Origin of the sequence: Amycolatopsis sp. NPDC059235 (genome assembly GCF_042754125.1) — a bacterium.
GTDB lineage: Bacteria > Actinomycetota > Actinomycetes > Mycobacteriales > Pseudonocardiaceae > Amycolatopsis > Amycolatopsis albidoflava.
This window is the reverse complement of sequence record NZ_JBHZAG010000029.1, coordinates 58,814-85,795: the sequence shown is the minus strand read 5'-3', so window position 1 is coordinate 85,795 and position 26,982 is coordinate 58,814. Positions and strand designations below refer to the sequence as shown.

The 26,982-nt window shown below is 68.1% G+C and carries 22 protein-coding genes; 12 read left to right on the top strand and 10 right to left on the bottom strand.

All coding sequences use genetic code 11. From position 1 onward, the window contains the following. Window positions 1–29 precede the first annotated feature (29 nt). The 3 genes from ACFXI3_RS20630 (at window position 30) to ACFXI3_RS20620 (ending at window position 2,628) form a co-directional block, all read left to right on the top strand. Window positions 30–539 carry a GNAT family N-acetyltransferase gene (locus ACFXI3_RS20630; RefSeq protein WP_378401321.1) on the top strand — a complete coding sequence of 170 codons (510 nt, stop codon included), beginning with the start codon at window positions 30–32 and terminating at the stop codon, window positions 537–539. Between the two features lie 60 nt (window positions 540–599). Continuing rightward, a complete protein-coding gene (locus tag ACFXI3_RS20625) occupies window positions 600–1,466 on the top strand; it encodes an SDR family oxidoreductase (RefSeq protein ID WP_378401319.1) in 867 nt (288 codons plus the stop codon). A gap of 103 nt (window positions 1,467–1,569) precedes the next feature. Next, entirely contained in the window at window positions 1,570–2,628 is a 1,059-nt protein-coding gene (locus tag ACFXI3_RS20620; protein WP_344270955.1) for an alpha/beta fold hydrolase, read from the top strand. On the opposite strand, the gene ACFXI3_RS20615 is transcribed toward ACFXI3_RS20620, so the two are convergent. Next, complete coding sequence (locus ACFXI3_RS20615; RefSeq protein WP_378401317.1) at window positions 2,617–3,012, bottom strand: hypothetical protein; 396 nt, start codon at window positions 3,010–3,012, stop codon at window positions 2,617–2,619. The genes ACFXI3_RS20620 and ACFXI3_RS20615 overlap by 12 nt on opposite strands. Window positions 3,013–3,120: 108 nt before the next feature. On the opposite strand from ACFXI3_RS20615, the gene ACFXI3_RS20610 reads away from it, so the two are divergent. Continuing rightward, complete coding sequence (locus ACFXI3_RS20610) at window positions 3,121–4,068, top strand: NADPH:quinone reductase (RefSeq protein WP_378401315.1); 948 nt, start codon at window positions 3,121–3,123, stop codon at window positions 4,066–4,068. A gap of 7 nt (window positions 4,069–4,075) precedes the next feature. On the opposite strand, the gene ACFXI3_RS20605 is transcribed toward ACFXI3_RS20610, so the two are convergent. Beyond that, window positions 4,076–5,002, bottom strand: a complete 927-nt coding sequence (locus ACFXI3_RS20605; RefSeq protein ID WP_378401313.1) for an NADP-dependent oxidoreductase — start codon at window positions 5,000–5,002, stop codon at window positions 4,076–4,078. A gap of 75 nt (window positions 5,003–5,077) precedes the next feature. Here ACFXI3_RS20605 and ACFXI3_RS20600 point away from each other — a divergent pair, with 75 nt between their 5' ends. Together ACFXI3_RS20600 and ACFXI3_RS20595 are read left to right on the top strand one after the other, a co-directional pair. Then, entirely contained in the window at window positions 5,078–5,440 is a 363-nt protein-coding gene (locus ACFXI3_RS20600) for a winged helix-turn-helix transcriptional regulator (RefSeq protein WP_378401311.1), read from the top strand. 206 nt (window positions 5,441–5,646) lie between these two features. After that, entirely contained in the window at window positions 5,647–6,387 is a 741-nt protein-coding gene (locus ACFXI3_RS20595) for a hypothetical protein (RefSeq protein ID WP_378401309.1), read from the top strand. Between the two features lie 1,195 nt (window positions 6,388–7,582). Here the strand turns inward: ACFXI3_RS20595 and ACFXI3_RS20590 are convergent. The 5 genes from ACFXI3_RS20590 to ACFXI3_RS20570 all read right to left on the bottom strand — a co-directional run bounded on the left by ACFXI3_RS20590 (window position 7,583) and on the right by ACFXI3_RS20570 (window position 13,550). After that, on the bottom strand, window positions 7,583–7,939 hold the full coding sequence (locus tag ACFXI3_RS20590; protein ID WP_344270973.1) for a VOC family protein: 357 nt from the start codon (window positions 7,937–7,939) through the stop codon (window positions 7,583–7,585). A 560-nt stretch (window positions 7,940–8,499) separates the two neighbouring features. Continuing rightward, window positions 8,500–9,711, bottom strand: a complete 1,212-nt coding sequence (locus ACFXI3_RS20585) for an acyl-CoA dehydrogenase family protein (RefSeq protein WP_378401306.1) — start codon at window positions 9,709–9,711, stop codon at window positions 8,500–8,502. A gap of 28 nt (window positions 9,712–9,739) precedes the next feature. Next, window positions 9,740–11,035, bottom strand: a complete 1,296-nt coding sequence (locus ACFXI3_RS20580; protein WP_344272290.1) for an acyl-CoA dehydrogenase family protein — start codon at window positions 11,033–11,035, stop codon at window positions 9,740–9,742. 101 nt (window positions 11,036–11,136) lie between these two features. Then, window positions 11,137–12,315, bottom strand: coding sequence for a low temperature requirement protein A (locus tag ACFXI3_RS20575; protein WP_378401305.1), 1,179 nt, complete (start codon window positions 12,313–12,315; stop codon window positions 11,137–11,139). A gap of 53 nt (window positions 12,316–12,368) precedes the next feature. Then, complete coding sequence (locus tag ACFXI3_RS20570; RefSeq protein WP_344270985.1) at window positions 12,369–13,550, bottom strand: helix-turn-helix domain-containing protein; 1,182 nt, start codon at window positions 13,548–13,550, stop codon at window positions 12,369–12,371. A 173-nt stretch (window positions 13,551–13,723) separates the two neighbouring features. Here ACFXI3_RS20570 and ACFXI3_RS20565 point away from each other — a divergent pair, with 173 nt between their 5' ends. The 6 genes from ACFXI3_RS20565 to ACFXI3_RS20540 all read left to right on the top strand — a co-directional run bounded on the left by ACFXI3_RS20565 (window position 13,724) and on the right by ACFXI3_RS20540 (window position 22,740). After that, on the top strand, window positions 13,724–14,935 hold the full coding sequence (locus ACFXI3_RS20565; RefSeq protein WP_344270988.1) for an acetyl-CoA C-acetyltransferase: 1,212 nt from the start codon (window positions 13,724–13,726) through the stop codon (window positions 14,933–14,935). Window positions 14,936–14,942: 7 nt separating this feature from the next. After that, complete coding sequence (locus ACFXI3_RS20560) at window positions 14,943–17,114, top strand: 3-hydroxyacyl-CoA dehydrogenase NAD-binding domain-containing protein (protein ID WP_344270991.1); 2,172 nt, start codon at window positions 14,943–14,945, stop codon at window positions 17,112–17,114. 72 nt (window positions 17,115–17,186) lie between these two features. Further along, window positions 17,187–17,636 (top strand): hypothetical protein, encoded by a 450-nt coding sequence (locus tag ACFXI3_RS20555; protein WP_378401302.1) that lies wholly within the window; start codon window positions 17,187–17,189, stop codon window positions 17,634–17,636. A gap of 218 nt (window positions 17,637–17,854) precedes the next feature. Further along, the gene (locus tag ACFXI3_RS20550; protein WP_378401300.1) at window positions 17,855–20,668 is read left to right on the top strand and encodes a hypothetical protein; all 2,814 of its coding nucleotides are present in this window, start codon (window positions 17,855–17,857) and stop codon (window positions 20,666–20,668) included. A 66-nt stretch (window positions 20,669–20,734) separates the two neighbouring features. Further along, window positions 20,735–21,205, top strand: coding sequence for a DUF3761 domain-containing protein (locus tag ACFXI3_RS20545; protein WP_378401298.1), 471 nt, complete (start codon window positions 20,735–20,737; stop codon window positions 21,203–21,205). 131 nt (window positions 21,206–21,336) lie between these two features. Then, on the top strand, window positions 21,337–22,740 hold the full coding sequence (locus ACFXI3_RS20540; RefSeq protein WP_378401344.1) for an MFS transporter: 1,404 nt from the start codon (window positions 21,337–21,339) through the stop codon (window positions 22,738–22,740). Here the strand turns inward: ACFXI3_RS20540 and ACFXI3_RS20535 are convergent. From ACFXI3_RS20535 to ACFXI3_RS20525, 3 genes are all read right to left on the bottom strand, one after another. After that, complete coding sequence (locus ACFXI3_RS20535; protein ID WP_378401297.1) at window positions 22,737–24,299, bottom strand: acetolactate synthase large subunit; 1,563 nt, start codon at window positions 24,297–24,299, stop codon at window positions 22,737–22,739. The two genes, ACFXI3_RS20540 and ACFXI3_RS20535, sit on opposite strands and share 4 nt — an antisense overlap. 5 nt (window positions 24,300–24,304) lie before the next feature. Continuing rightward, window positions 24,305–25,690 carry an FAD-binding oxidoreductase gene (locus ACFXI3_RS20530; RefSeq protein WP_378401295.1) on the bottom strand — a complete coding sequence of 462 codons (1,386 nt, stop codon included), beginning with the start codon at window positions 25,688–25,690 and terminating at the stop codon, window positions 24,305–24,307. A 791-nt stretch (window positions 25,691–26,481) separates the two neighbouring features. Beyond that, entirely contained in the window at window positions 26,482–26,982 is a 501-nt protein-coding gene (locus ACFXI3_RS20525; RefSeq protein ID WP_067576183.1) for a DUF3830 family protein, read from the bottom strand.

Sequence of the window (26,982 nt, the reverse complement as noted above, 5' to 3'; positions counted from 1 at the left end):
CTGCTTCACCAGATCCTTATGGTGGAGCCATGGAGTTCACTATCCGGCCTGGGGTTGCCGGAGACGCAGACGTAGTGCTGGGGTTCTTTGACGACGCCGTCGAATGGCTGGTCGCGCGAGGCAGCGCGGGCCAATGGGGCACCGAGCCGTGGAGCAAGATCCCGAAGCGGGTCGAGCGAGTGCGCGAGTACGCGGCCGATCCCGAGTTCCGGATGGCGGAGATCGACGGGAAGCCCGCCGGCGCGCTCATCCTCGGGCAAGCGATGCCGTACGCGCCGCAGGTCGACGAGCCCGAGCTGTACGTCCGGCTGCTGATCACTTCCCGCCAGTTCACCGGGCACCGGGTCGGCTCGCGGCTGTTGCAACACTCGATGGACGAGGCGAAACGGCGCGGGGTCGACCTCGTGCGCGTCGACTGCTGGGCGGGCGGCGACGGCGATCTGCCGCGCTACTACGAGAGCCAGGGCTTCAAGCCGACCGAGCAGTTCACCGTCGACGGCTGGCTCGGCCAGGTGCTTGAGCAACGGGTTGGGGGATAGCGGCGCGGGCGGACCCGGAGGACGATATTGGCTAGATGTCAATAGACCGAGGAGTCCGCCATGACCAGGCAGTCGCTCTCCGGGAAGGTCGTCGTCGTCACGGGCGGCGCGCAGGGCATCGGGGCGGCCGCCGCCGCCGCGCTGCACCGGCGCGGCGCCCGGCTCGTGCTCGGCGACCTCGACCGGGTCCGGGCCGAGAAAACCGCAGGTGAGCTGGGGCCGGACGTGGTCGCGTCGCCGCTGGACGTCACCGACACAGCCGCCTTCACCGCGTTCCTGGACGACGTCGAAAGCACCATCGGGCCGATCGACGTGCTGATCAACAACGCCGGCATCATGCCGCTCTCGCCGCTGGACGAGGAAGACGACGCGGCCACGCGGCGGCTGCTGGAGATCAACGTGCACGCGGTCGTGCACGGCACGCGCGAGGCGGTCAAACGGATGAAGCCGCGCGGGCGCGGGCACATCGTGAACGTGGCGTCGATGGCCGGAAAGTCCGGATTCGCCGGGGCGGCCACGTATTGCGCTACGAAACACGCCGTGGTCGGGCTGTCCGAGGCGGTGCACCTGGAACTGCGCGGTACTGGCGTGGAGGTGTCGTGCGTGATGCCCGCGGTGGTGCGCACGGAACTCGCGTCGGGGCTGGGCGAAGCGCGGTTCATCAAATCGGTCGGGCCGGAAGACGTCGCGGCGGCGATCGTCGACGCGCTGGAGCGGCCGAGGTTTGACGTCTTCGTGCCGAAATCGCTCGATCTGACCGGCCGGATCACCCGGCTGTTCCCGCGCGCGTTCGGCGAATGGCTGGTGCGCGCGCTCGGCGGCGACCAGTTGCTGGCGTCCGCCGCGCATTCGCCCGAGCGCGCCGAGTACGAGAGCCGGGCCGCCCGCAGCGCGCCGTCGTCCGTCCCGCCTGGTGGGAGCGTCTGATGTGGACATGCGCTTGCCGGGTGCTTGCGGGAGTGGCGTGTTGATGCCGCGCCCGCGCGCACGGCAAGATGCCCGGCAGACGACGAGTTCCAGGAGGCGCTGAATGGTTTCCCCACCGGCCCGGTTGGCTGCCGCGGCGGCCAACGTCGTGGGCAAGGTTTTCCAGGGTGGGGTCGCCGATCTGCGGCCGATGCCGCGAGTGCTGATCGACCAGGGACCCAACCGGTCGGTGTACCGGATGACCCACGGTTCGTCGGAGGTCTCCGGCCCGCCGGTGCTGCTGGTGCCGCCGCTGGCCGCGCCCGCGCTGTGCTTCGACCTGCGCCGCGGCTGCAGCCTCATCGAGCACCTGGTGGAGGGCGGACGGCCGACCTACCTCGTGGACTACGGCATGGTCGCGTTCTCCGACCGCCGCCTCGGCATCGAGCACTGGATCGACGAGGTGCTGCCGAGGGCGATCCGGAAGGTCAGCGAGGACGCCGGCGGACAAGGCGTGCACCTGGTGTCGTGGTCGCTCGGCGGGATTTTCTCGATGCTGGTCAGCGCGGACCAGCCGGAGCTGCCGATCGAATCGATCACCGCGGTCGGCTCGCCGGTCGATTTCACCGCGATCCCGATCGTCGCGCCGTTCCGCCCGCTCGTGGACCTGACCGGCGGGCATCTGCTCACGCCGGTGTACCGGGTGTTCGGCGGCGCACCGTCCTATTTGGTCACCCGGGTGTTCAGGGCCACCGGGATCTCCAAGGAAATCACGAAACCGCTGGCGATCCTGAAAAACCTCGACGACCGCGACTACCTCGCGCAGATCGAGGCGGTGGACCACTTCATGGGCAACATGTACGCCTACCCCGGGCGGACGTTCGGCCAGCTGTACCACCGCTTGTTCCGCACGAACGACCTCGCCGAGGGCACCGTCGACCTGAACGGGCGCAAGATCAGCCTGTCCGACGTGAAGACGCCGATGCTGGTGGTGGCGGGCGAAAACGACACCATCGCGCCGCGCGCGTCGGTGGAACGCGTGGTGCAGCTGCTGGAAAACGCGCCGGAGGTCCGGTTCCGCACCGCGCCCGGCGGGCACCTCGGCGTGCTCACCGGCCGCCGGGCGCGGGGCACGACCTGGCGGTACCTCGACGAATTCCTGGACGAACGGTCAGCCGGCTGACGGCTGCTGCGGGAAGAACCAGGTCCGCACGTCGCGGGTGAGCAGCGCGCGCAGCGCGAGCCCGGCGAAAATCAGCGGCAGGATGCCGGGCAGGCCCTTGCTGAGCAGCGTGACCAGGCTGTTGAGCACCAGGAGGGCTTCGATGACCGCGGCGGTCACGTAGGCCCATTGCTGGCGCTTCGGCAATACGACCGCGCACACCGCGAGCGCGATCGCGGTCGCGTAGGTGATCACGATGTAGAGCTGGGTGAGGCTGATCAGGTCGACCAGCGAAACGCCGGCCATCCCGGCCAGCAGCAGTGGCCCGATCGCGCTCAGCGCGACCTGGATCCACATGAAGATGCGGGCCTGTTTGAGGTCGGCCGGCGCCACCGGAGCGGTCATGCCGGGCAGATTAGGGCATTTCCGCGCCTTTGCGCGCGGATTCCGGGCGGCGGAGATCAATCCGATATCCGCGCGAAGTCGGTGAAAAACCGGCGGTACCGTGAGCCGGTGATCGCTGCATACGTGACGTCGCTCGGCGACAGTTCCGAGATCAAGGTCGGTCAGCTTCCAGACCCCGAGCCGGGACCGCGCGAGGTGCTGGTGAAAGTGTCCGCGGTAGCGGTGAACCACGTCGACACCTTCATCCGTTCCGGCGCGTATCCCACCGACGTTGCGTTCCCGTTCGTCATCGGCCGGGACTTGGTGGGCACGGTTGTTTCCTCGCCGGTGAACCGCTTCGCGCCCGGCGACCGGGTGTGGTGCAACAGCCTCGGCCACGACGGTCGGCAGGGTTCCTTCGCCGAATACTGCGCGGTTCCCGAGGACCGGCTGTATCACTTGCCGGACGGGGTTTCCGACGACGCCGTCGCCGTCCTGCACACCGCAGCCACCGCGTATCTGGGCCTTTTCGAGCACGCTGACGCCGGTTACGGCGAAACGATCGCAGTGCTCGGCGCGGGCGGCGGAGTCGGCAGCGCGGTCGTCCAACTTGCTTCTACTGCCGGCCTGCGCGTCATCGCGACCGCCCGCGCCGAGGACGCGCAGTGGTGCCGGGAAAGCGGCGCCGACGAGGTTTTCGACTACACCGATCCCGACCTCTATCGCAAACTCCCCTCCGTGGATCTGTTGTGGGACAACGCGGGCGTTCACGACCTGATCTCGGCAGTGCCGCTCTTGTCCCGTGGCGGCCGCATCGTCGCGATGGCCGGAATGCAGTCGGCCCCGACGCTGCCGATCGGCGAGTTGTACACGCGCGACGCGAGCATCCGCGGTTTCGCCATCAGCAACGCCGGGGTCTCCGCGCTGGGTTCCGCCGCCCGCGTCGTGAACCGGGCACTGTCCACGGGAATCCTCCGGCCCCGGATCGGCACTCGCCTGCCCTTGTCGTCGGCCGCCGAAGCGCACCGGTTGCAGGAATCAGGCGAGGCGCGAGGCCGGATCGTGCTGGAGGTCTGAATCGAGGTCAGACGGTGAGGACGACCTTGCCCTGGAGATGACCGCCGTCGAGCAGCCGATGCGCGTCGGCGATGCGCTCGAACGGGAACGTCTCCTGCACGTGGACCCGGAGCTTGCCCTGTTCGACGAGCGCGACGAGCTGCCGTAGCGCGACCGGATCCGGATCGACCCCGATCCCGCTGAACCGCATTCCCGCCGACTCGAACTTCGCGATCAACTCGGTGTCGTCCTCCGCTACCGCCGTGACCAGATGCCCGCCGGGCCGGAGCACGCCGAGGGACCGCTCGACGGTGTCGCCGCCAAGAGTGTCGAGCACAACGTCGATTTCGCTCGCCACTTCACTGAAGTCGACCTTCTGGTAGTCGATGACTTCGTCGGCGCCGAGCCCTTCGACGAACTCCCGTTTGCTCTCGCTGGCCGTCGCTATTACGTGCGCACCAAGGGCTTTCGCGATCTGGATCGCGACGTGCCCGACCCCGCCGCCACCGCCGTGGATCAGAACGCGATCGCCCGCCGTCACGCCGCCGAGGTCGACCAGCCCCTGCCACGCCGTCAGCCCGACAATCGGCAACGCCGCGGCCTCGACGTGCGAAAGCCTCTCCGGCTTGCGGGCCAGATGCAATGCCGGTGCCGCCACTGCTTCGGCATACGCGCCCGCCGCGCGGGGAAACAACGGCATGCCGAATACTTCGTCGCCGGGCCGGAAGCGCCAGGTCAACGCTTCTTCGACCACGCCGCTGACGTCCCAGCCGAGCACGAACGGCGGCTGGCCGAGCAACGGGAACTCGCCGTCGCGCAGTCGTGCTTCCAACGGATTCAGCCCAATCGCCTTGACACGCACGAGGACTTCGGTCGGCAACGCGCGGGGTTCGGGCGCGTCCACGATGGTGAGCACTTCGGGACCGCCGAGTTTCTGCTGAGTGATGACTCGCATGACTCTCCTGGTTTCTGGAGGGGTACGAAAGCCAGGCTAGGATTCCGATAGGTACCAGCAGGTACCTTGGACTTCATGAGCGGTTCCCGCGGCATCTTCCTCGCCGATTGCCCGGCGCGGCTGGCAGTAGAGCTGATCGCCGACAAGTGGACGGTGGTCGTGCTCGCGGCTCTCAGCGAGGGCCCCGTGCGGCACGGCGCGCTGGTCGAGCTGATCGGCGGCATCTCCCGGAAGGTGCTCACCCAGACGCTGCGGCGGCTCGAAGCGCACGGGATGGTTCGGCGTCAGGCGTATGCCGAGGCACCGCCGCGCGTCGAGTACGAGCTGACACCGCTGGGCGCGACGCTGATCGAGCCGATCCACACCCTGACGGAGTGGGCTCGCGCGAATGGGGACGCGGTTCTGGATGCGCTGGATGCGACCGCCGAAAATGCTTGAATAAGGTCTCTTGGCTGCGTTTTTGCGAGCTAATTACTGGATTGACTGAGGTTTTCGTAATCAGTGGAACTGGCGCTGTTGTCACGATTCGGGTTCAGAACGGCGACAGCTGAGGATGGTGCGCAACAAACGCCAGGTCGCACGCGATCCGTGGATCACCGCAGGCGGCAGAGGGGCTGCGCAACTCGATCAAACGGACAATAACTATGAGCGTTCCAGAAGATCGCAGTGTTGTCGAGTTCGAAGAACCGGATCACCGGGACGGCCGGTTGAGACGGCGAATGGAGCTGGAGTTCATCGACAGCGGGCTCGACAGCTTGTCGCTCGAGAACCAGTCAGTCGACGACCTTCGTGCGTCGCTGGTCCGGCTCGACGACATCATCGTCCGGCAGCAGAAGAAACTCGAGCTGCACGAGGATGCACTGGCGACAGAAAGCGGGTCGAAAGGGCGTGCGGACGCCCTCCGCAAGGTGAATGCTCATCGCAGTGCCTTGAAGATCGCCCTCGAGCGGCGTGAGCAGATTCTGGAGTTGATCAACGGACTGACCGTCGGACAGGAGATCGGCAAGCTGAGAAACGCGGTGTCCGGGGTCGACGACGCCGGAACCAAAGAGGAATTCCACCGGTTGCTCGGCGAATTCGAAAGCAAGACCGACGAGATCGACGGCGAACTGAAGGAAACCAGCCGGAATATCGCCGAGGTCGAGGCGGCGGCGATGGCCACCGACATCGACAAGTACGAGCGGAAAGCCAAGGTGTGGCAGAACTTCCTGGCCAAGGAATCCGTCGCTACCTATGTCGGAGCGGCGATTCTGCTGATCATGTGCCTTGCGGTGGTGGCCGCGATGTTCGCCGCGGTGGAGATCAACCAGGTGCTGTCCAGCGCTTTTCTGCTGGTTCTTGGGTACTTCTTCGGGCAATCCACGGGGAAGCGGCAAGTGGAATAGCAGAACCGCTCGGCCCGCCTCTGTGAAGCGGGCCGAGCGGCTGGATCACTTGAGCTGCGCGCTGGTCTTGCCCAGCACCCGCCGAGCCACGATCAACTGCTGAATCTGCTGCGTCCCCTCGAAGATGTCCAGAATTTCTCAGCTGGAATTCGCGGGCCTCGCTCGTTCCGCGGTAAATGGCCTCTGAGCTGCGCTGATGCGTCTCGCTAGTTCTCGTCGTCTGTCGCTGCTCCCTGGCCTCTGACGGCCTGGAGACGGCCTGGCGGCCAGCCACACCTACCCCTGCATCCCGATACGAAGCCAGCACGCGGCCGGTGATGCCGGGGTCAAGACACGCTTCATGGTGTTGACGCGGTGCTACCGGCCGTTGTCACGATCAGGCGTCGGGATGGAGGTCTCTCACGACGGTGCGTAACGGAGATCGAGTCACGAACGACCCGTGTGTCACGACCGCTCGCAGGGGAGGCCGACGTTGGCTCTGAGGACCCGTGTGCCGCCAACGTGCGGTGCTGCGCCAGGTGACCCGGTGGCGGCCGCACCGCCCGGCCGGCGGGCGAAGCGGAGCGGCAGCCCGCCGTGTCGGAAGCGGATGCGGCCGCCACGGCGAGGGGGCTACGTAGGCGACAGGCGCGCGCCGCCACCGGCGGCGCGCCTATATCTTATGGAGTCGAATTCGGCAACTTCGTTCGTAGCTAAGCAGTTGATGGCTGGAGTGTTGAATGACTAAATCGTTCGATCGCTTGTACTTCGGGAAGTCCGCTGCAGAGAACGAAGCCGAGATTGATCCGGTTAAATTCTATAACTCATTCACGGATATCTGGAGCTTACCGGCCCGAATACTTTCCGGTGAAGTATTTTCGCTCACTGGACCGAAGGGGGCGGCAAATCGGCTGTTGTGAAGTATCTTGAACTGGATACTGAAAAGAGATTCGGCGAGGCTGGCTCATTCGTTAAACTGACTAACCTGGATGATCTGCGGAAGTCCAGCTTCACTACTGATGAAAAGAAGAACTCATCGTCTGAGATCGGTGTTGGCAGCTGTCACCTTTCCGATTCAGCTTGGAAGCTGTTTATCTGCATCAGGATTATTGAATCGCTATTTTCTGATCGGCAAGGGCGGCCACTTCGCGGCGTTCGAGCAGCCGGCGTTGTTCGTCGACGAGGTCCGGCATTCTTCCGGCTGGTCCGCTGATGGTCACCCGTACTCGGTGAGCGGCTGGCTAAAGATCAACAAGTGCCCATCGGGTGTCCGTACGTTGAAGTCGCGCATCCCGTAGGGCCGGTCAGCCAGTGGCTCGACGATGTCGGCGCCGCGGGCGCGCAGCTCGTCGTGGCAGGAATCGACGTCGTCGACGATAACCGTCACCCTGGCCGGGCCGACGCTGCTTTCGGCGTACAGGTGGAACTCGGCGGAGTCGCGGATCACGGCCGCGTAGCTAGGTGGGGTCTCCCAGGTGAATATGGTGTCGAATCCGAGCACGTCCGTGAAGTACGACCGCGCTGCCTGCACATCTCGGCACGGCAGCACGGGAACCGCCACCCGCATGACCATTTCGTCACCTTACCTGACTTTGGCTCAAGATCGCTGATCTTGGGCAGGGTGCTGGCTGTTGAGCTGCGGTTTCGTCGTGTGAACGGCGAAAATCTGTGCACTAAGCGGCCGGTTCTAGGCTGTCTCTCGTGGCGTATGTGCGCACGGTGAAGACGGCGTCGGGGGGCCAGGGCGGTGCAGATCGTGCGCACCACCCGCCGCTACCGCACCATCAACATCCAGGCCGGCGAGCACACCCTCACCGCCGTCGACCCGCTATCCGATGACCTCCGCGATGCCCTCACCCCGCATCCACGACCGCGGTGCGCACTAATTTGAGCCAAGTCAGGAGTACCTTGGCCACGCGGACTTGGGTTTCACGCTCCGGACGTACACGCACCTCGTCCCGTCGAGCCGCTAACGAGCGCGTGGGGCAGTGGAGGCGGTGTTCGGAGGGCCTGCCTTTCATGGCGGCCTGGAGGCGGCCTGATCATGAAACCGTCCCCACCAGTGTGAAAGCCGCCCGGTCAATGAGTCCCCAAGGAGGGGCGGCGACCGGGCGGCTTTTCGTTACGTCACAACTACTTCAGCTCAGCAGAAGACTTGCCCAGCACTCGCCGAGCGACGATCAGTTGCTGGATTTGCTGCGTCCCCTCAAAGATGTCCAAGATCTTGGCATCCCGGGACCACTTCTCCAGCAGCGATTCCTCCGTATACCCATACGCGCCAGCAAGCTCGACGCACTTCAACGTCACATCAACGACCGTGCGGCCAGCCTTGGCCTTCGCCATGGAAGCCTGCAGCGAGTTCGGCTCACGATTGTCCGCCATCCACGCCGACTCCAGCGTCAGCAGGTAAGCCGCCTCGTAATCCGCTTCCAGTTGCAGGAAAGTCGCGGCGGCGGCGTGCTGCGTCAACGCGGGTCGGTCGTAGTCGATCGGCACCCCGGCTTCGGTCAGCACACGGCGAGTCTCGTCCAGTGCCGCGCGTGCGACGCCGATCGCCATCGCGGCCACGAGAGGGCGGGTGTTGTCGAAGGTCTGCATGACCCCGGCGAAACCCTTGGCCGTGTCGATTTCCGGCGTGCCCAGGAGGTTTTCGCGCGGAACGCGGCAGTTCTCGAAGCGCAGCACGGCGGTGTCGGACGCGCGGATGCCCAGTTTGTGTTCCACGCGCACGACCTCGAAGCCCGGCGTGCCCTTCTCCACCACGAACGACTTGATCGCGGCGCGGCCCTTCGTGCGGTCCAGCGTCGCCCAGACCACCACGGCGTCCGCGCGCTGGCCGGACGTCACGAAGATCTTTTCGCCGTTCAGGATGTAGTCGTCGCCGTCTTCGGTGGCCGTCGTGGTGATGGCGGCCGAGTCCGAACCGCAGCCGGGTTCGGTGATCGCCATCGCGGCCCACAGGCCCTTGAAGCGCTCAAGCTGCTCGTCGGTCGCCACGGACCCGATCGCTGCGTTGCCGAGGCCCTGCCGCGGCATGGACAGCAGCAGGCCGACGTCGCCCCAGCACATCTCGATCGTGCCGAGCACCACGTTCAGGTTGGCGCCGTTGCGGTTTCCCTTGGGACCATTGTCCTTTTCGGACCGGCGCACGCCGGCCGCGCCCGCCCCGCCCTCGCCGGAGGAGTTCAGGCCGTCCAGCAGCGCGGCGAACATGTCCAATTCGGACGGATAGGTGTGCTCGGCGCGGTCGTACTTGCGCGAGATCGGCCGGAACACCTCGGCCGCGGCCTGGTACGCCTGGTTGATCAGCGCGCCGGCCTTCTTCGGAGCTTCCAGGTTGATCATGAGTTGCCTTTCGGAGCAAGAAAAAGGATCAGAGGAGGACGGCGCCTTCCATCACGCCGATCGCCCGCAGGTCGCGGTACCAGCGCTCCACCGGGTGCTCCTTCACGAACCCGTGCCCGCCCAGCAACTGCACGCCGGCGTTGCCGATCTGCATGCCCTTGTCCGTCGCGAGCTTCCGGGCGAGCGCCGCTTCCCGCGCGTATTCCTTGCCCTGCTCGGCTCGCGAAGCCGCGCGCAGCGTGACCAGGCGCAGACCTTCCAGCTCGATCGCGATGTCCGCCACCGAGAACGCGACCGCCTGCCGGTGGCTGATCGGCTCGCCGAACGCGGTCCGCTCGTTCACGTAAGGCACGACGTAGTCCAGCACGGCCTTGCCGACACCAGCGGCGAGCGCCGCCCAGCCAAGCCGGGAAAGCCTGACCACCTCAGTGAAAACGTCAGCCTTGCCGCCGCCGAGCAATGCGCCCGCGGGCAGCGAAACCTTCTCCAGGTGCAGCTTTCCGGTCGCCGCGCCGCGCAGGCCCATCGCGGGTTCGGACTCGATCGTCACGCCCGCGTTGGACGATTCGACCAGGAACAGCGCCGGTCCGCGACCTTCCAGATCGGCCGAGACCAGGAACAGTTCCGCCTCCGCCGCGCGCGGGACGAGCGACTTCACGCCGTCGAGCTGGTAGCCCTTCGGGGTGCGCTTTGCCTTGGTGGCGGGCTTGAACGGGTCGAACAGCGGCGTCCGCTCCAGCAGTGCGAGCGCCGCGGCCGGCACCTGCTCGCCGGTGAACGCGGGCACGTAATCGGCCTGCTGCTGCTCGTCGCCCCACGCGACCAGCGCGGTGCTCACCGCGGACGGGGCCAGCACGGCCACCGCGAGTCCGAGGTCGCCGTGCGCGAGCGCCTCCGCGACCAGCGCGTTCGTGACGACCGAACGCTCGGTGCCCGCGCCGCCCAGCTCCTCCGGGATGCCGACGAGGCTGATGCCCAGCTCGGCCGCGCGGCTCAGCAGACCCTCCGGCGCGGCGAGCTTCTCATCGGCGTCTGCGGCGGCCGGGCGCAGCTGCTCGGCGGCGAACTCGCTGACCGTCTCGACGATGAGCTTCTGGTCCTCGTCCGGCGTCAGGTCGAACAGCCCGCGGTCGTCCGGCTTCGCCAGCCGAGCCGGCTTGCCCAGGCGCTGGACCGAGGTGAACGATCTGGTCGCCGCCCCCGCCGCGCGGAAACCGCTCCGGGTCCCCGTCTTGACCAGGTTCTGCACCGGTCCGCGCAGCCCGACCCGGTCGATCGCCTTGCTCCCGGCCAACCGGGTGAGCGCGGCCAGGCCGAGGCCCATCGCGTCTCGTTTCCTTGGCGCAGCCATGCAGCATCTCCCTCGCGTTACCTACTGACGAGTAGGTTAACGCGGCGACGCGGAATCCGCCAGTGCGGCCCGGCTCACTCGGCCACCGGCCGCCTGGCCAGCGACGTGCGTTCGAAAGCGATGAGCAGCAGGACCGAGGCCGTGACGATCAGCAGCAGCAAGGCCGCGGGCACGTGTCCGAGCAGCGGCGTGAGCGCGAGCAGCACCGCGGCGAGCACGAGCCGTTGCCGATTCCAGGTGCCGAGGTTGCGTCGTCGCAGCGAGCTGAGCGCGACCAGATACAGCGCGAGCCCGCCGGTCAGCGCCCACAGCGCGACGCCGTGCAGCGCGTCTGCGGGATTGGTGTGCAGGGACAGGAACGTCTTCTTCAGCCCGAGCGCGACGAGGACGATTCCGGCGATCAGCGGCAGGTGGAGATAGGTGTAGGAGTCGGTGGCAAGCTTGGTTCGCGCGATGCCTTCGGCGCGAGCGAGCCGGCGCTCGGCGACATTCGCGACCAGGTCGAAGTACGTCCACCACATCCCGGCGGCGAGCGCGATCCCGCAGATCGCCGACCCGGCGACGAGCCAGGTGATCGGCACGTGCCCGATCCCGATGCCGATCGCCACGACCGATTCGCCGAGCGCGATGATCACGATCAGCCCGAACCGCTCGGCGAAGTGCTCGGGCGAATGCAGCCGCCAGCCGGCGGGGCCGGACAGGTAGACGTTGAGGTAGTCCACCGCCAGCGCGACTACCCACAGGGCTGGCTGCCACGGCCCGCCCACCATGGCGGCGACGGCCAGCAGCACCAGGCTCGGGAGCAACCCGCGCAACATCCGCAGCAGCACCCGGCGCAATTCGGCGTCGTGCTGCGCCGCGCCGAGGTAGGCGACGATGTGCAACAGCCGCACGACGGCGTAACAGGCGACGAACAGCAACGGCCCGTCGAGCCCGCCCGGTTCGTTGGTGAGCGCCTGCGGCACCGCGAGCGCGACGAGGAACATCACCGCCATCGCGCCGAACATCGCCAGCCTCGCGATGCCGTGGTCGACGTGGATCATGGTGCCGAGCCAGGCGTAACTGCACCAGCACCACCACAGCACCATCAGCACCAGCAGTCCCTCGCCGACGCCGAGCAGGCTCAGGTGCCCGGACATCAGCTCGGTCGTCTGCGTGATGGCGTAGACGAAGACCAGGTCGAAGAAAAGCTCGAGGGTCGTGACGCGGTGGCCTTCGTCCGCGCGAACCAGATGCAACCGTCTCGTGGGCACGGCAGATGCTTACACGTCCGGGGGAGCGGCAGGGGCGGTTTCGCGCAGAGCGTTCAGTCGAGCCCGAGAACCGCGTGCAGCACCGCCGTCAGTTCCGTCTGCAGATGCGGCCTGCTCCTGATCCGCCCGGTCCGGCTCAGGTCGTTCGCGATCGTCAGCGCGGCGTGCACCCGGATCTTCGCCTCGCGCGCCGGAAGCTCCGGAAACACCGCGCACAGCAAGGAAACCCACTGATCGACATAGTCGCGCTGGACTCGTCGCAGATCCGCTTTGTCGCGCTCCGGCATGGTTACGCGATCGGCCGTGAACGACACCAGCAGTTCCGGCGTGCGCAGCAGAATGTGCACATACGACGCCGCAAGCCGCCCCAGCGCGGCCCGTTCGTCAGGAGCCTGCAAAGCCTGCTCGGCCGCCAGCGCGAGCCGGTCCGCCGCGCGGTGTCCGATCGCGACCATCAGCGCGGCCTTGCTCGGGAAGTGCCGGTACACGCTGGGCCCGGCGATGCCCGCCGCCGCGCCGATGTCTTCCATGCTCACCGTGTGGAAGCCGCGTTCGGCGAAGAGCCCGGTCGCCGCGCTCAGGACCTGCTCGCGGCGGGACGGCGTGCCGAGGCTGCTCGCGACCGGTGCCACGGGCTCGGCCGGGACCGGCAGCGAGACGTTGAGCACCGCCAGCGCCAGCTCGACCAGCAGCGGCACGAAGCGTTTGCGCGCCACCGAGGTGTGGTGCACCGCGACGCTCCCGAACACCGACAGCGCGGCCCAGCACAGCAGCTCTGCCTCGTCCGCCGACAGCTCCGGACGCAGCGTGAGCAGGGCTTTCGTCCACGCGTCGAGCACCGCGCCGGACCGGCGGCGGATCTCGCGGCGCTGCTCGCGCGGCAGATGCGGACCTTCCCAGCGCCACAGCGCGGCGATCTCCCGGCGCTCGACCGCCTGCGTCGCGAGGCCGGTGAGCAGGGCGTCCAGCTGCTCCAGCGGCGGCGCGGAATCGGCGAGCGCGGCCGCGGTGGCCGACTCCATGTCGTCGATCCCGGCCAGCACGACGTAGGCGAGGATCGCCTGCTTGTCGGCGAAATGCCGGTACAGCGCCGGCCCGGTCACCCCCGCCGAGGCGGCGATGTCGTTGATCCCGACCCCGTGGAACCCCCGCGCACGGAACAGCTCGGCCGCCACGGCGGCGAGCTGGGCCTTGCGGTCGCGAGGCCGCGTGCCGCGGGAGGGAGACGTACTCATGGTGAACTGACCATAGCGTGAATCGAAACTACGGCAACCCATTGACACCATGGGGTTCATCGGGCTTATGTTAATGGCCATTAGCACCTACTGGCCGGTATAGTCGGCGGCGAGATACACCGCAGTGTCCAACCACGAGTGTCCAACCACGCCGCTTCGCGGAGGAGTGTTCAGTGAGTAGCGAGGCCTACATCTACGAGGCGTTGCGCACGCCCCGGGGCAAGAACAAGGGCGGTGCCCTGCACGGCACCAAGCCGGTCGACCTGGTGGTCGGCCTCATCGAAGAGCTGAAGGTCCGCCACCCGAACCTCGACCCGCAGGCGATCGACGACATCGTGCTCGGCGTCGTGTCCCCGGTGGGCGAGCAGGGCGCGGACATCGCGCGCACCGCCGCGCTCGTCGCGGGCCTGCCGCAGACGGTCGCGGGCGTGCAGCTCAACCGGTTCTGCGCGTCCGGGCTGGAAGCCACGAACGTCGCGGCGCAGAAGGTCCGCTCCGGCTGGGACCAGCTGGTCATCGCGGGCGGCGTCGAGTCGATGTCGCGGGTGCCGATGGGTTCGGACGGCGGCGCGCTGTTCATGGACCCGGCCACCGCGTACGACCACTACATCGCTCCGCAGGGCATCGGCGCGGACCTCATCGCGACGATGGAGGGCTTCTCCCGCGAGGACGTCGACGCGTTCGCGGTCCGCTCGCAGGAGAAGGCCGAGGCGGCCTGGTCCGGCGGCTACTTCGCGAAGTCCGTGGTGCCGGTGAAGGACATGAACGGCGTCACGATCCTCGACCACGACGAGCACCGCCGTCCGGGGTCCACTGTGGAGGGTCTGGCGAAGCTCAAGCCGGCCTTCACCACGATCGGCGAGATGGGCGGGTTCGACGCCGTCGCGCTCCAGAAGTACCACCAGGTCGAGAAGATCGACCACGTGCACACCGGCGGCAACTCCTCCGGCATCGTCGACGGTTCCGCCATCGTCCTGGTCGGCAGCGAGGAAGCGGGCAAGCGGGCCGGCCTCACGCCGCGGGCGCGCATCGTCGCCACCGCCTCGATCGGCTCCGAGCCCACGATCATGCTGACCGGTCCGACGCCGGCCACCGAGAAGGTGCTGAAGACCGCGGGCCTGACCCCGGACGACATCGACCTGTGGGAGCTCAACGAGGCGTTCGCGTCCGTCGTGCTCAAGTGGCAGAAGGACCTGAACCTGCCGGACGAGAAGATCAACGTCAACGGCGGCGCGATCGCCATGGGCCACCCGCTCGGCGCCACCGGCGCGATGCTGGTCGGCACCGTGGTCGACGAGCTGGAGCGCCGCGAGGCGCGCCGGGCCCTGGTGACCCTGTGCATCGGCGGCGGCATGGGCGTCGCGACCATCATCGAGCGGGTGTGAGGACCTGATGACCGAGAGCAAGACCATCCGCTGGGACAAGGATTCCGACGGCATCGTCACGCTGACCCTGGACGACCCGGACCAGTCGGCCAACACGATGAACCAGGCCTTCCGCGAGTCGCTCGCCGCGACCGTGGACCGGCTGGAGGCGGAGAAGGACGACATCGCCGGTGTCGTGCTCACCTCGGCGAAGAAGACCTTCTTCGCCGGCGGCGACCTGCGCGACCTGATCCAGGCGCAGCCGGAGCACGCGGCCGAGATCACCGCGTCCAGCACCGCGATGAAGGGCCAGATGCGCCGGCTCGAGCAGCTGGGCAAGCCGGTCGTCGCGGCCATCAACGGCGCGGCGCTCGGCGGCGGCCTCGAGATCGCGCTGGCGACGCACCACCGCATCGCGGCCGACGTCAAGGGCAGCCAGATCGGCCTTCCCGAGGTCACCCTCGGCCTGCTGCCCGGCGGCGGCGGCGTGGTCCGCACCGTGCGGCTGCTCGGCATCCAGAGCGCGCTGCTGAACGTGCTGCTGCAGGGCCAGCGGCTCAAGCCGCGCAAGGCGCTGGAGCTGGGCCTGGTGCACGAGGTCGTGGACACCGTCGACGAACTGGTGCCCGCCGCGAAGGCGTGGATCAAGGCCAACCCCGAGGGCGGCGTGCAGCCGTGGGACGTCAAGGGCTACAAGATCCCGGGCGGCACCCCGTCGAACCCGAGCTTCGCGGCGAACCTGCCCGCGTTCCCGGCGAACCTGCGCAAGCAGCTCAAGGGCGCGCCGATGCCCGCGCCGCGCGCGATCCTCGCCGCCGCGATCGAGGGTTCGCAGGTCGACTTCGACACCGCGATCCAGGTCGAGACGCGTTACTTCGTGAGCCTGGCCATCGGGCAGGTTTCGAAGAACATGACCAAGGCGTTCTTCTTCGACCTGCAGTCGATCAACTCCGGCGGTTCGCGTCCGGACGGGTTCGAGAAGTACACGGCCAAGAAGGTCGGCGTGCTCGGCGCCGGGATGATGGGCGCCGCGATCGCGTACGTGTCCGCGAAGGCGGGCATTGACGTGGTGCTCAAGGACGTCTCGCAGGAGGCGGCCGACAAGGGCAAGGGCTACGCGGTCAAGCTCGAGGAGAAGGCGCTCTCGCGCGGCAAGACCACGCAGGAGAAGTCGGACGCGCTGCTGGCGCGGATCAAGCCGACCGCCGACCCGGCCGACTTCGCGGGCGTCGACTTCGTGATCGAGGCCGTGTTCGAGAGCGTCGAGCTGAAGCACAAGGTGTTCGGCGAGATCGAGAGCATCGTCAACGCGGACGCGGTGCTGGGCTCCAACACCTCGACCCTGCCGATCACCGCGCTGGCCGAGGGCGTGCAGCGGACCGAGGACTTCATCGGGATCCACTTCTTCTCGCCGGTGGACAAGATGCCGCTGGTCGAGATCATCTGCGGGGAGAAGACGTCGCCGGCCACGCTGGCGAAGGTCTTCGACTACACCCTGCAGATCCGCAAGACCCCGATCGTCGTCAACGACAGCCGCGGCTTCTTCACCTCGCGGGTCATCGGCACCTTCATCAACGAGGCCGTGGCCGCGCTGGGCGAGGGCGTCGAGCCGGCGTCGATCGAGCAGGCGGGTTCGCAGGCCGGCTACCCGGCACCGCCGCTGCAGCTGATGGACGAGCTGACCCTGACGCTGCCGCGCAAGATCCGCGCGGAAACCCGCGCCGCGATCGAGGCCGAGGGCGGCACCTGGACGCCGCACGCGTCCGAGGCCGTCATCGACACGATGCTCGACAAGTACGACCGCAAGGGCCGTTCCACCGGAGCGGGCTTCTACGAGTACGACGAGAACGGCAAGCGCACCGGTCTGTGGCCGGGCCTGCGCGAGGCGTTCGGCTCGGGTTCGGCGGACGTGCCGTTCGAGGACCTCAAGGAGCGCATGCTCTTCGCCGAGGCGCTGGAAACGGTGAAGTGCTTCGACGAGGGCGTCCTGACCACGGTGGCGGATGCCAACATCGGGTCCATCTTCGGCATCGGCTTCCCGGCCTGGACCGGCGGCGTGATCCAGTACATCAACCAGTACTCGGGCGGTCTGCAGGGCTTCGTGGACCGGGCTCGCGAACTGGCGGCGCGGTACGGCAGCCACTTCGAGCCGCCGCAGTCGCTGGTGGAGAAGGCCGCCAAGGGCGAGATTTACGAATAAGGCCTGAGCTTGTGGCAGCGGGGCCGCTCCGGGGTTTTCCCTGGCGCGGCCCCGTTTTTCGTGGAGGTGACGATGACGGAACAGCAGCTGCCGGTCTTGGACGAACACCGGGTCGTCGTGCGGGCGGACGCCGAGGCGACCTGGCGGGCGATCAACCAGGTCGTCGAGCGCGTCTCCGGCCGATTGGCGACTGGCTACGCCTGGGCGGTCGGTGCCGCCGACTGGAAAGCGGCCGGCCCTCGTCCGCTCGCTGAGGGCTCGACTGTTCCCGGCTTCCGGGTCGTCGCGGCCGAACCGCACGAGCTGCTCGCGCTGGCCGGGCGGCATCGGTTTTCTGAGTACCGCCTTACCTTCCGGCTCGAAGCTGTCTCGGATGGACAGACCTTGGTCCGCGCCGAGAGCCGCGCCCGGTTTCCTGGAATATTCGGGTCTGGTTACCGCTTGCTCGTCATCGGAAGCGGTGGGCACGCGGTCGGCATGCGGAGATTGCTGGGAACGATCGCCCGCCTCGCGAACAATTAATTCCCTATTCGTGAATTGATCTACGATTTTCGTAGCAAGACCGGAAATTGATCAATGCTCGCCGGGGGACCCGTCGCTCAGCGCAACCACGCGTCCCGCGAACGGCTGAACCCGCCGCCACCCGAACGGCTGCAAGCCGCCTGCGGCAAACCGGGAAACCGTTGCCATGACGGCACAATTCCGGGACCCGTCCCCGGAGCCGCGTGGTTTACTTCGGCATGGACCAGACGGTGGCCGTCGCTGGGGAACAACTCGCGTTCGCTGGGGCAGATCGGCTTGTCAAACTCATCGGGGCGCTTTATCAGCGGCCCCGCGTCGGCGACCGGCCGCGCGAATTGCAGGACGACGGAGAATGGCGGCGCGGTTATCACCGGGAACGCGCGGGGCGGCGAGGGCTGCCCATGGTGTGTCTCGTCGGCGACGCGCGCGAGGGGGCGCTGGAGGAGCTGGGCTCGCGGTTGCAGAACGCGAAACCGGCGGGCACGGTGCGTTCTGTCTACCTCTCGCTCGCTGATCGGCCGGACGTCGACCCGCCCGGCAAGGCCACCGAGGCGACCGTCGAGGTGGTGCGCGACATTCTGTGGCGCGTCCGCAACACCCTCGTCCGCAGTTCTCGAACGCGGGAAAGCCGCTTGCGGTTCCGGCTGTTCACGCTCGTCGACCAGCTCATGGCGAAGCGGTTTCCGGACGGCGAAACCGATACCGAAGCAATCCTGCTGCGCGAGCTGCAGGAGAACGGCCTGCTGGTCCGCTTCCGCTCGGCCATCGACAGCGTCAGCCGCGAGTTGGTGCCGCAGCATCCGGCGTGGCGGTTTCCGTTGCTGCTGTTGCGCTGGTTGACGATCGGCTTCTTCCGGCTCGCTGTCACCGGGCGCGTGCCGGGCCTGTCCGGGCGGTACCGCTGGTTCCTGCGCCAGCCGCATCTCGCGCCGGAGATGTCCGGCAGCTTCGTCCGCTTCGCGATGCGGCTCACCGACGGCGAATGGCAGCACGAATCGCCCCAGTACGTTTCGCGGCTGCTGGTCAACGCGTTCCTGGAGGACCTGCGCCGCGAGTACCGGCTGCGGCCGTGGCAGTTCTGGCGGCGGCGCCGGATGACGTATCCGGTGCTGCTGCTCGACGAGGTCGGCCCGGCCAACGGCGGATACCGGCTGCTCGACCTGATCAACGAGGTCCGCAACCAGGTCGGCCTCTTCGACCCGCTGCTCGTGGTGAGCGCGAGCCAGGCGCCGCCGCCGGACGCCGCGCCGAGCGAGGACCGGCCGAAGTACTACGCCGCCGATTCCGCCGACGCGTACCGGGTGTGGCAGAACCGGCTCAGCGCGGACCGGCGGGCCCGCCGCCCGACCGCGTGGTACCTGCCGATCGGCCTCGACGCGCCGCACACCGAAACCGAAAAAACCGAGGTGCGCAAGCGAATGCTGGCGCTCGGCGAGCACTACGACCTGTCCGGCGGACGCGCCCGGGCGGCGTGGTGGACGACGCGCTGGGTCCGGGCCGGGGTGCCCGCGGTGGTGCTCGCGCTGGTCGCCGGGTTCGCCGCGGTGCGCTATCAGTCCTTTCTGGACAGTCACTGCGGCACCTCGAGCGAGTGGCTGGCGCGGGTGGACGACCAGTGCGTCGGAGTGTCCGACGGCACCTTCACGCTGTTCTCCCCGCTCGACAAAGAGGGGACGATCCAGCAGGTCGAAGCCGTGATCGCGGACCAGAACCGGCGGGCCGAAGAACTGCACCGGCAGCATCCGGAACGGCCGTACATCACGCTGGTCGACCTGGAGGCGCTGACGTCGTCGAACGGCACCGCCGAAGGCCTCACCGCGGAACGGGAATCGCTGGAGGGCTTCGCCGTCGCACAGTCGCGGCAACTCGACGCGACCGCCGCGGCCGAACCGATCGTGCGCATGCTGATCGCCAACGGCGGCAAGGGAATGCTGCAGGGAGCCGCGGTCGCGAAGACGCTGCTGGAGATGGCGAAACAGGATCCCAGCATCGTCGGCGTGGTCGGGCTCGACATGAGCAGTGCGCCGACGTCCGACACGATCCGCGCGCTCGGCGACGCGGGCATTCCGGTGGTCGCCGCGACGCTCACCGCCGACCAGCTCGCGGACCAGAACCCGATCTACTTCCAGGTCGCGCCGCAGAACCGCCGGGAAGCCGCGGTGGCCGCGGCGTTCGCCGCCCAACGGCCCGGCCCCCGGTCGCTGCGGGTCTACTACCCCGACGACGACGCCGATTTCTACAGCATGAACCTCCGCGACGACGTGCTGACAGCCTTTAAGCAGAAGGGTTTCACGGTCGAAGCGCGCGCGTTCGAGCCGGACGGCGGGCCAGCCGGAAAACCTGCGCACCTGCGAGACGGCTACCGGAATGTCGGCAACGCAGGAGCGGCCGGGCGGGACAGCTGTTCCTACGACGGCGACGCGTTTTTCGCCGGCCGAGGCGTCCCCGACTTCGGGGCGTTCCTCGCCGGAGCCGCACAGTGCGGCAGCACCGCGACCATCATCGGCGACGACGACGTCTCGCGTTTCGTCGCGGATTCCATTGCGCGAGAACGCAACCGCGCGCTGCCGTACTACTATCTCGCGCTCGCGAACGCACCGGCCACGCCCGCGAAGGGCCTCGCGCGGGACTTCTACGCCACGCTCAACGCCAAGTTCGCCTTCGAGCACACCGAGAAAGGCCGGTCGTTCGACGGTCACGCCGCGCTGTCCTACGACGCCGCACTGGTGATGATCACCGCGACCGCATACCTGCGCGAGACGTCATCGAACATCCCGGTGACGCCCGGCGCGGTGTGGCGCGAGATCACCGCGATCCACACCTCGCGGCCGGACGCGAACCAGACCAACAAATACATCGAGGGCGTCAGCGGCACCATCGACTACGGCGGCGACATCGGCAGGCACGTCCCGCAGGACAAACCACTCGCGGTACTGCAGGTCCAAGGCGGCGAGGTCGACCCGGCTTTGCAGGGCTTCTGCGGGAAGGCGGTCGTCCGGGCGCCGGATCCTTGGTGCCCGGCGGACGGCTGAGCCGCTGTAACAGTTTTCCGCGGATTCCCGACCTCCTCGATTGTCTGGATTGCGAGGAGGCACCGCATGCTGCGGAAACTGGGGATGGCTTTGGCCGTAGGCGTTCTGGTCGCCGGATGCGGAGCGGCGCCGACCGGCAACGCACCGTCGGCTGTCACGAGTGAGTATTCGCCGCCGCCGACTACGAGCTACAGCGCACCGGAAACCTCGGCAACGCTGACGGCCCCGTCGACTTCGATCGCGGTCCCGGTCACCACGCCGCCGGTCGCGCCGCCGATCACGGCAGCCAAGCCGAAAACGGCACCGAAAACCCAGGCCGCGCCGCGAGTCACCACGCCCAAGGAGCAGCCAGCACCGGACCCCGCGCCCGCCGACTGCGGTGCTGACTACTACCGCAACTCCTCCGGAAACTGCGTCCACCGCCCGGACTCGAACCCCTCCGGCGCGACCGCGCAGTGCAAGGACGGCAGTTACAGCTACAGTCAGCACCGTTCCGGCACCTGCTCCGGCCACGGCGGCGTCAAACAGTGGCTCTGAACCCGCCGGCCCAAGCAAGCGCTGGGCCAAACGGACCAGTCCGCTAAGTCGGATCGATCACGAACCGCCCGTTCCGCCCGCCCCGCCCGGTAGCGTGCGAATCCGGTACGGCATACGGAACGGGGGACGTGGTGGCACGGGCAGGCGCGCGGCCGATCATCGTGGTGCTGGCCTCGTGCGGGCTGGTCGCTTCGTTCATGCAGACGCTGGTCATCCCGTTGATCCCGGCGTTCCCGAGACTGCTGAACACCACACCGACGGACGCGTCGTGGGTCGTCACCGTCACGCTGCTCGCGGCGGCGGTGTGCACCCCGGTCGCCGGGCGGCTCGGCGATCTTTACGGCAAGCGCCGCGTGCTGCTGGTGAGTCTGGCGGTGCTGATCGCCGGGTCCGTGGTCTCGGCGCTGACCAGTTCGCTCGCGCTGATGATCGTCGGCCGCGGGCTGCAGGGCTGCGCGATGGGAGTCATTCCGCTCGGCATCAGCATCATGCGCGACGAACTGCCGCCGGAACGCGTCAGCGGCGCGATTTCGCTGATGAGCGCGACGCTCGGGGTCGGCGGTGCGATCGGGTTGCCGGTCGCGGCGATCGTGGCCGAGCACGCGGACTGGCACGTCCTGTTCTGGGGCGCGGCCGGGCTCGGGCTCGGCTGTGCGCTGCTGATCCTGCGGTTCGTCCCGGAATCGCCGGTCCGCACGCCCGCGCCGTTCGATTTCCTTGGCACGCTCGGGTTGATCGTCGGCCTCACGAGCCTGTTGCTGCCGATCGTGAAGGGCGGCCAATGGGGTTGGGGCAGCCCGGCGACGCTCGGCTTCGCCGCGACCGCGGCGGTCGTTCTCGCGGCTTGGGGCTGGTATCAGCTGCGCCGTCGTGACCCGCTGGTCGATCTGCGTGTTTCGGCGCGGCGGCCGGTGTTGTTCACGAACCTCGCGTCGGTGCTCGTCGGCTTCGCGATGTACGCGATGTCGTTGTCGTTCCCGCAGTTGCTGCAGGCGCCGTCGGCGACCGGCTACGGACTCGGGCTCAGCATGGTCGAAGCCGGGCTGTGCCTCGCACCGAACGGCCTGGTGATGATGGCGCTGTCCCCGGTGTCCGCGCGGCTGACCAACCGCTACGGCGCCCGCGTCACGCTCATGACCGGCGCGACCGTGATCGCGGTCGGTTACGTCTTCGCGATTTTCCTGATGGCCAACGCGGTCGAGCTGATCATCGCGTCGGTGATCATCGGCGCGGGCGTCGGAATCGCTTACGCCGCAATGCCCGCGCTGATCATGAGCGCGGTGCCGGTCACCGAAACCGCGTCGGCGAACGGGCTCAACTCGCTCATGCGTTCCGTCGGCACCTCGACCTCCAGCGCCGTGATGGCCACGATGCTGGCCCACCTCACCATCACCGTCGGCTCGTTCACGGTGCCTTCGCTCGCCGGTTTCCGCGCCACGTTCGCGGTCGCCGCGGTGGCGGCGGTGGCCGGGCTGGCATTGACCGCGGTGGTGCCGCGATTCCGTACCGCCAGCCCGGAACTCGCCCGGGTCTAGAGCAGCGGCGGAACAGCCACGTCGATCAGGTGCGGCCCCGGCTCGGCGACCGCGCGCCGGAACTGCTCGGCCAGTTCCTCCGCCGTCGTCGCCCGGGTCGCCGGAACGCCCATGCCCTCGGCGATCTTCACGAAATCCAGGTCCGGACGGCCGATGTCCAGCAGGTCCTTCGCGCGCGGCCCGTCGCCGGACGCGCCGACGCGCTGCAGCTCCATCCGCAGGATCGCGTACGCGTTGTTGTTGAGCACCACCGTGGTCACGTCGAGGTTCTCGCGCGCTTGCGTCCACAGCGCGGAGATCGTGTACATCGCGCTGCCGTCGGATTCGAGGTTGATCACCGGCCGCCGCGGAGCCGCGATCGCCGCGCCGACGGCCACCGGCATGCCGTAGCCGATCGCGCCGCCGGTCAGGGTCAGCACGTCGTGCCGCGGCGCGCCCGCCGTCGCGGCGGGGAGCATGAGACCGGACGTGTTCGCCTCGTCCACGATGATCGCGTTCTCCGGCAGCAGCGCGCCGATCACGTCGACCCAGTTCTGCACGGTGATCGGACCGCTCGGCAGCTCCGGCCGTCCCGCCTCCTGCAAGACCGGCTCGGTGTCCGCGGCGACGAGTGCGGCGACCGCTTCCAATGCGGCGGCGACGTCCTGGCCGACGGTCGCGAGGACGTGCACGTCCGCGCCTTCCGGCGTCAGCTCGCTCGGCATGCCGGGATAGGCGAAGAACGACACCGGCGCCCGCGTGCCCGCGACGATCAGGTGCTTGATCCCGTCCAGCTGGTACTTGGCCTGTTCAGCGAGATACCCCAGCCGTTCGATGTTCGGCAGACCGGCTCCGCGCTCCAGCCGCGCCGGGAAAGTTTCGGCGAGCGCCTTCGCCCCGGTCGCGGCGGCGATCCGGCTGGTCGCGCGCAAACCGGCTTCGTGGCAAGCGGATCCGCCGACCAGCAACGCCACCGGCTCACCGCTGCGCAGCACGTCCGCGATCTTCTGCACGGTCGTCGCGTCGACCGTCTGCGGCACGCGCGGCGGAATCGGCTCGCACGTCTCACCGCCCTCGCCCCACGACGCGTCGGCCGGGAGGATCAGCGTCGCGACCCGGCCCGGCGCGTCCTGCGCCGCCGCGACCGCCGCCGCCGCGTCCGCGCCGACGTCCTTCGTGTGCCCGGACCGGCGCACCCAGCCTTCGAGCGTGCCCGCGATCGCGTCGATGTCCGATTCGAGCGGGGCGTCGTACTGCTTGTGGTAGGTCGCGTGGTCGCCGATCACGTTGACCACCGGCGTGTGCGCGCGGCGCGCGTTGTGCAGGTTCGCCAGGCCGTTCCCCAGACCAGGGCCGAGGTGCAGCAGCGTCGCGGCGGGCTTGCCGGCGACTCGCGCGTACCCATCCGCGGCACCGGTCACGACGCCCTCGAACAGCGCGAGCACGCCGCGCATTTCCGGCACCGAATCGAGCGCGGCGACGAAGTGCATCTCCGACGTGCCGGGGTTCGAGAAGCACACGTCGACCCCGCTGTCGACGAGCGTGCGGATGAGGGACTGGGCGCCGTTGAGCGTGCTCACTGTGCTCACTTTCCGGTTTGCGCGAACAGGACGCCGGGGTTCAGGATCCCGGCCGGGTCGAAGCTGTCCTTGACCCGGCGCAGCAGCTCGAGCTTCGCGGGGTCTTCCAGCTTGGCGTAGTACTTCGTCTTGGTGCGGCCGAGGCCGTGCTCGCCGGAGATCGCGCCGCCGAGCTCGTACGCGCAGCCGAAGATGTCGGTCAGCAACCGCGAGCGAGTGTCCGGGTCCTTGCAGAAGATCGCCAGGTGGACATTGCCGTCGCCGGCGTGCCCGCAGCCGAGCGCGCCGCCGCCGGTCGCCATCGCCAGCTCGCGGGCCTTGGCCATGAATTCCGGCATCGCGGTCCGCGGCACCACCACGTCGATGATGTCGTCCGCGCCCACGGCTTTGGCATTCCAGAAGGCTTTTTCCCGCGCTTCGATGAGCTTGCGCGCGGCATTGCCTTCGAGCACGTACGCGTCGGTCGCGCCAAGCTCGACCAGCAGTTCGCCGAGCGTCTCGACGTCCTCGCCGAGCCGGTCGGCCACCCGGTTTTCCAGCGCCACAGCCAGATACGCCTGGGTCCGGTCGCGGATTTCCGCCGGGACGCCCAGTTCGAGCTTGTCGTTGTAGACCATCGCGGCCATCGTCAGGTTGTCGATGTACTCGAGGATCTGCGGCGCGAGACCGCTCGCGGCGATCTTCGGCACCGCCGCCATCACCTGCTCGAAGTCGTCGAACGGGGCGAGCACGGTCGCGCTGTGCGGGAGCCGCGGCTGCAGCTTCACGATCACCTCGGTCACCAGCGCGAGGGTGCCCTCCGAACCGATGATCAGCTGGGTGAGGTCGTAACCGCTGGAAATCTTCGACATCCGGCCGCCGACGCGGATGATCTCGCCGGTCGCGAGCACCGCCTGCAGGCCCGAGACGTTGCCGCGCGTGATGCCGTAGCGGATCGCGCGCATGCCGCCGGCATTGGTGCCGACGGTGCCGCCGACGCTCGCGCTCAGTTCGCCGGGATAGACGGGGTAGGTGAGGCCGTGCTCGGCGGTCTTCGCGTCGAGTTCGGCCAGCGTGACGCCCGGCTGGACCACGGCGACGTGGTTGCCGGTGTCGATTTCGAGCACCGAGTTCATCCGCTCGAACGAGACGACCAGCCCGCCTTCGACCGGCCGCGCCGCGGCGGACAGCCCGCTGCCGGACCCGCGCGCGGTCACCGGGAGGCCCTCGGCGGAGGCGATCTTCAGCAGCGCGGAGACCTCTTCGGCAGTCGCCGGCTTCGCGACGTACGCCGGTTTCTGGCCGGGTGTGCTGAGCGCCTCGTCGTGCGCGTAATCGTCGGAAATCGCGTCACCGGTCAGCAGGTTCCCAGCTCCGACGGCGCCTGCCAGCTGTGTTGCGATCTCGCTCATGCCACTCCCTCGTGCGCGCGTACGTCAAGGCCGAAGCCTAGCCGTTCTGCCACCGGACTGGCCATGAATAGTTTTCACATTAGCCGACGGAGGGCGGGCACGAAAAAGGCCACGCCGCGGCGTGGCCAGACGGGAGAACCACAGCAGGGACCGGCCCGCGCCAACAGGCCGGCCCCTGGGTTAATCCTCGGTGCCGGTCAGACGAGCCAGCCGAGCACGTGCGCCAGGTGCGCGAGCAGACCCGAGATCAGGTCGTGGCCGTGGTGCACGTGCTGGGTGAACATCTGCATTGAGGGGCTCCTTGTTCGGATTGTTCTTCTGTGGTGCTCTCGCGAGGAGCCAACGCAGATTTCCACCGGTGCTGTCGCGGTGTCAAAACGCGGTTTTCCTAGTCCTGGCAACGGATCGACGGCCGGAGAATCTTCCCATGTTAAACATGTAAGGCTTTCGGGTTTGTCGCCGGGGGTGCACTGTGGACTCTTCGCCACGGTTCGTAGCGAACGCCGGGTCCGATCACCCTGGGTAGCAGACGCGCACTGCGGCAACCGGGCGGCGTCGCCCCTCGAACCGGTGAATGCGAAGCCACGATTGGTGAGTTGCCGAGGTTCACACCGCCGGGTGATCATCAGGCTTGGATCCCTTGTCCGGCAGTGCATTCCGGGCCGCGTTCATGATCGCGGAGGGTTAACCCGGCTTCACTCTGGCGGCACAATCTGGCCCGATCGGGCAGTGAAAAGGGCCGGTCCCTCCGCAGTGGAGGAACCGGCCCTTGAGGTTGCCGGAAGCGACAGTCAGTCAGCGCGGGCGAACGACAGCGTCTCGCCCTCCACGCCGCGCAGCCACAGATCCTGCGCGGCCGCGGCCATCTCGGACAGGCCTTCCTCGATCGTCGCGAACACGTTGCCGGGCACCCAGCCCGCGTCGCCGTTGATCAGGAGGTTGTTGCGGCCGTAGAAAATCGCGAGATCCGTGGCACCCTGGTCGCTGTGGGCCTCGCTGCCGTCGTCGTAGCCGTACGCCGGATTGCCGATTTCCCATGCCTCGAATCCGAAGTAGACCACGTCGCCGGGAATCGGCGTGATGGTCGGATTCTCGCGGCCCGGCTTCGGTTCGGCGAAGGGCGGCACGAGCGTGTAGACCTCGTTGCGCGCGTACTTCGCGTGGTAGGCCGAACCGCTTTGCGGCAGCGCGTCCCACACCGCCTTGCAGGTGCGCGGTGCTTCGTCGTCGAGCAGCCGCGCGCGGCAGGTGACGCCGCGCTTGTCGAGGCTGATGGTGATGTAGCGCGCCAT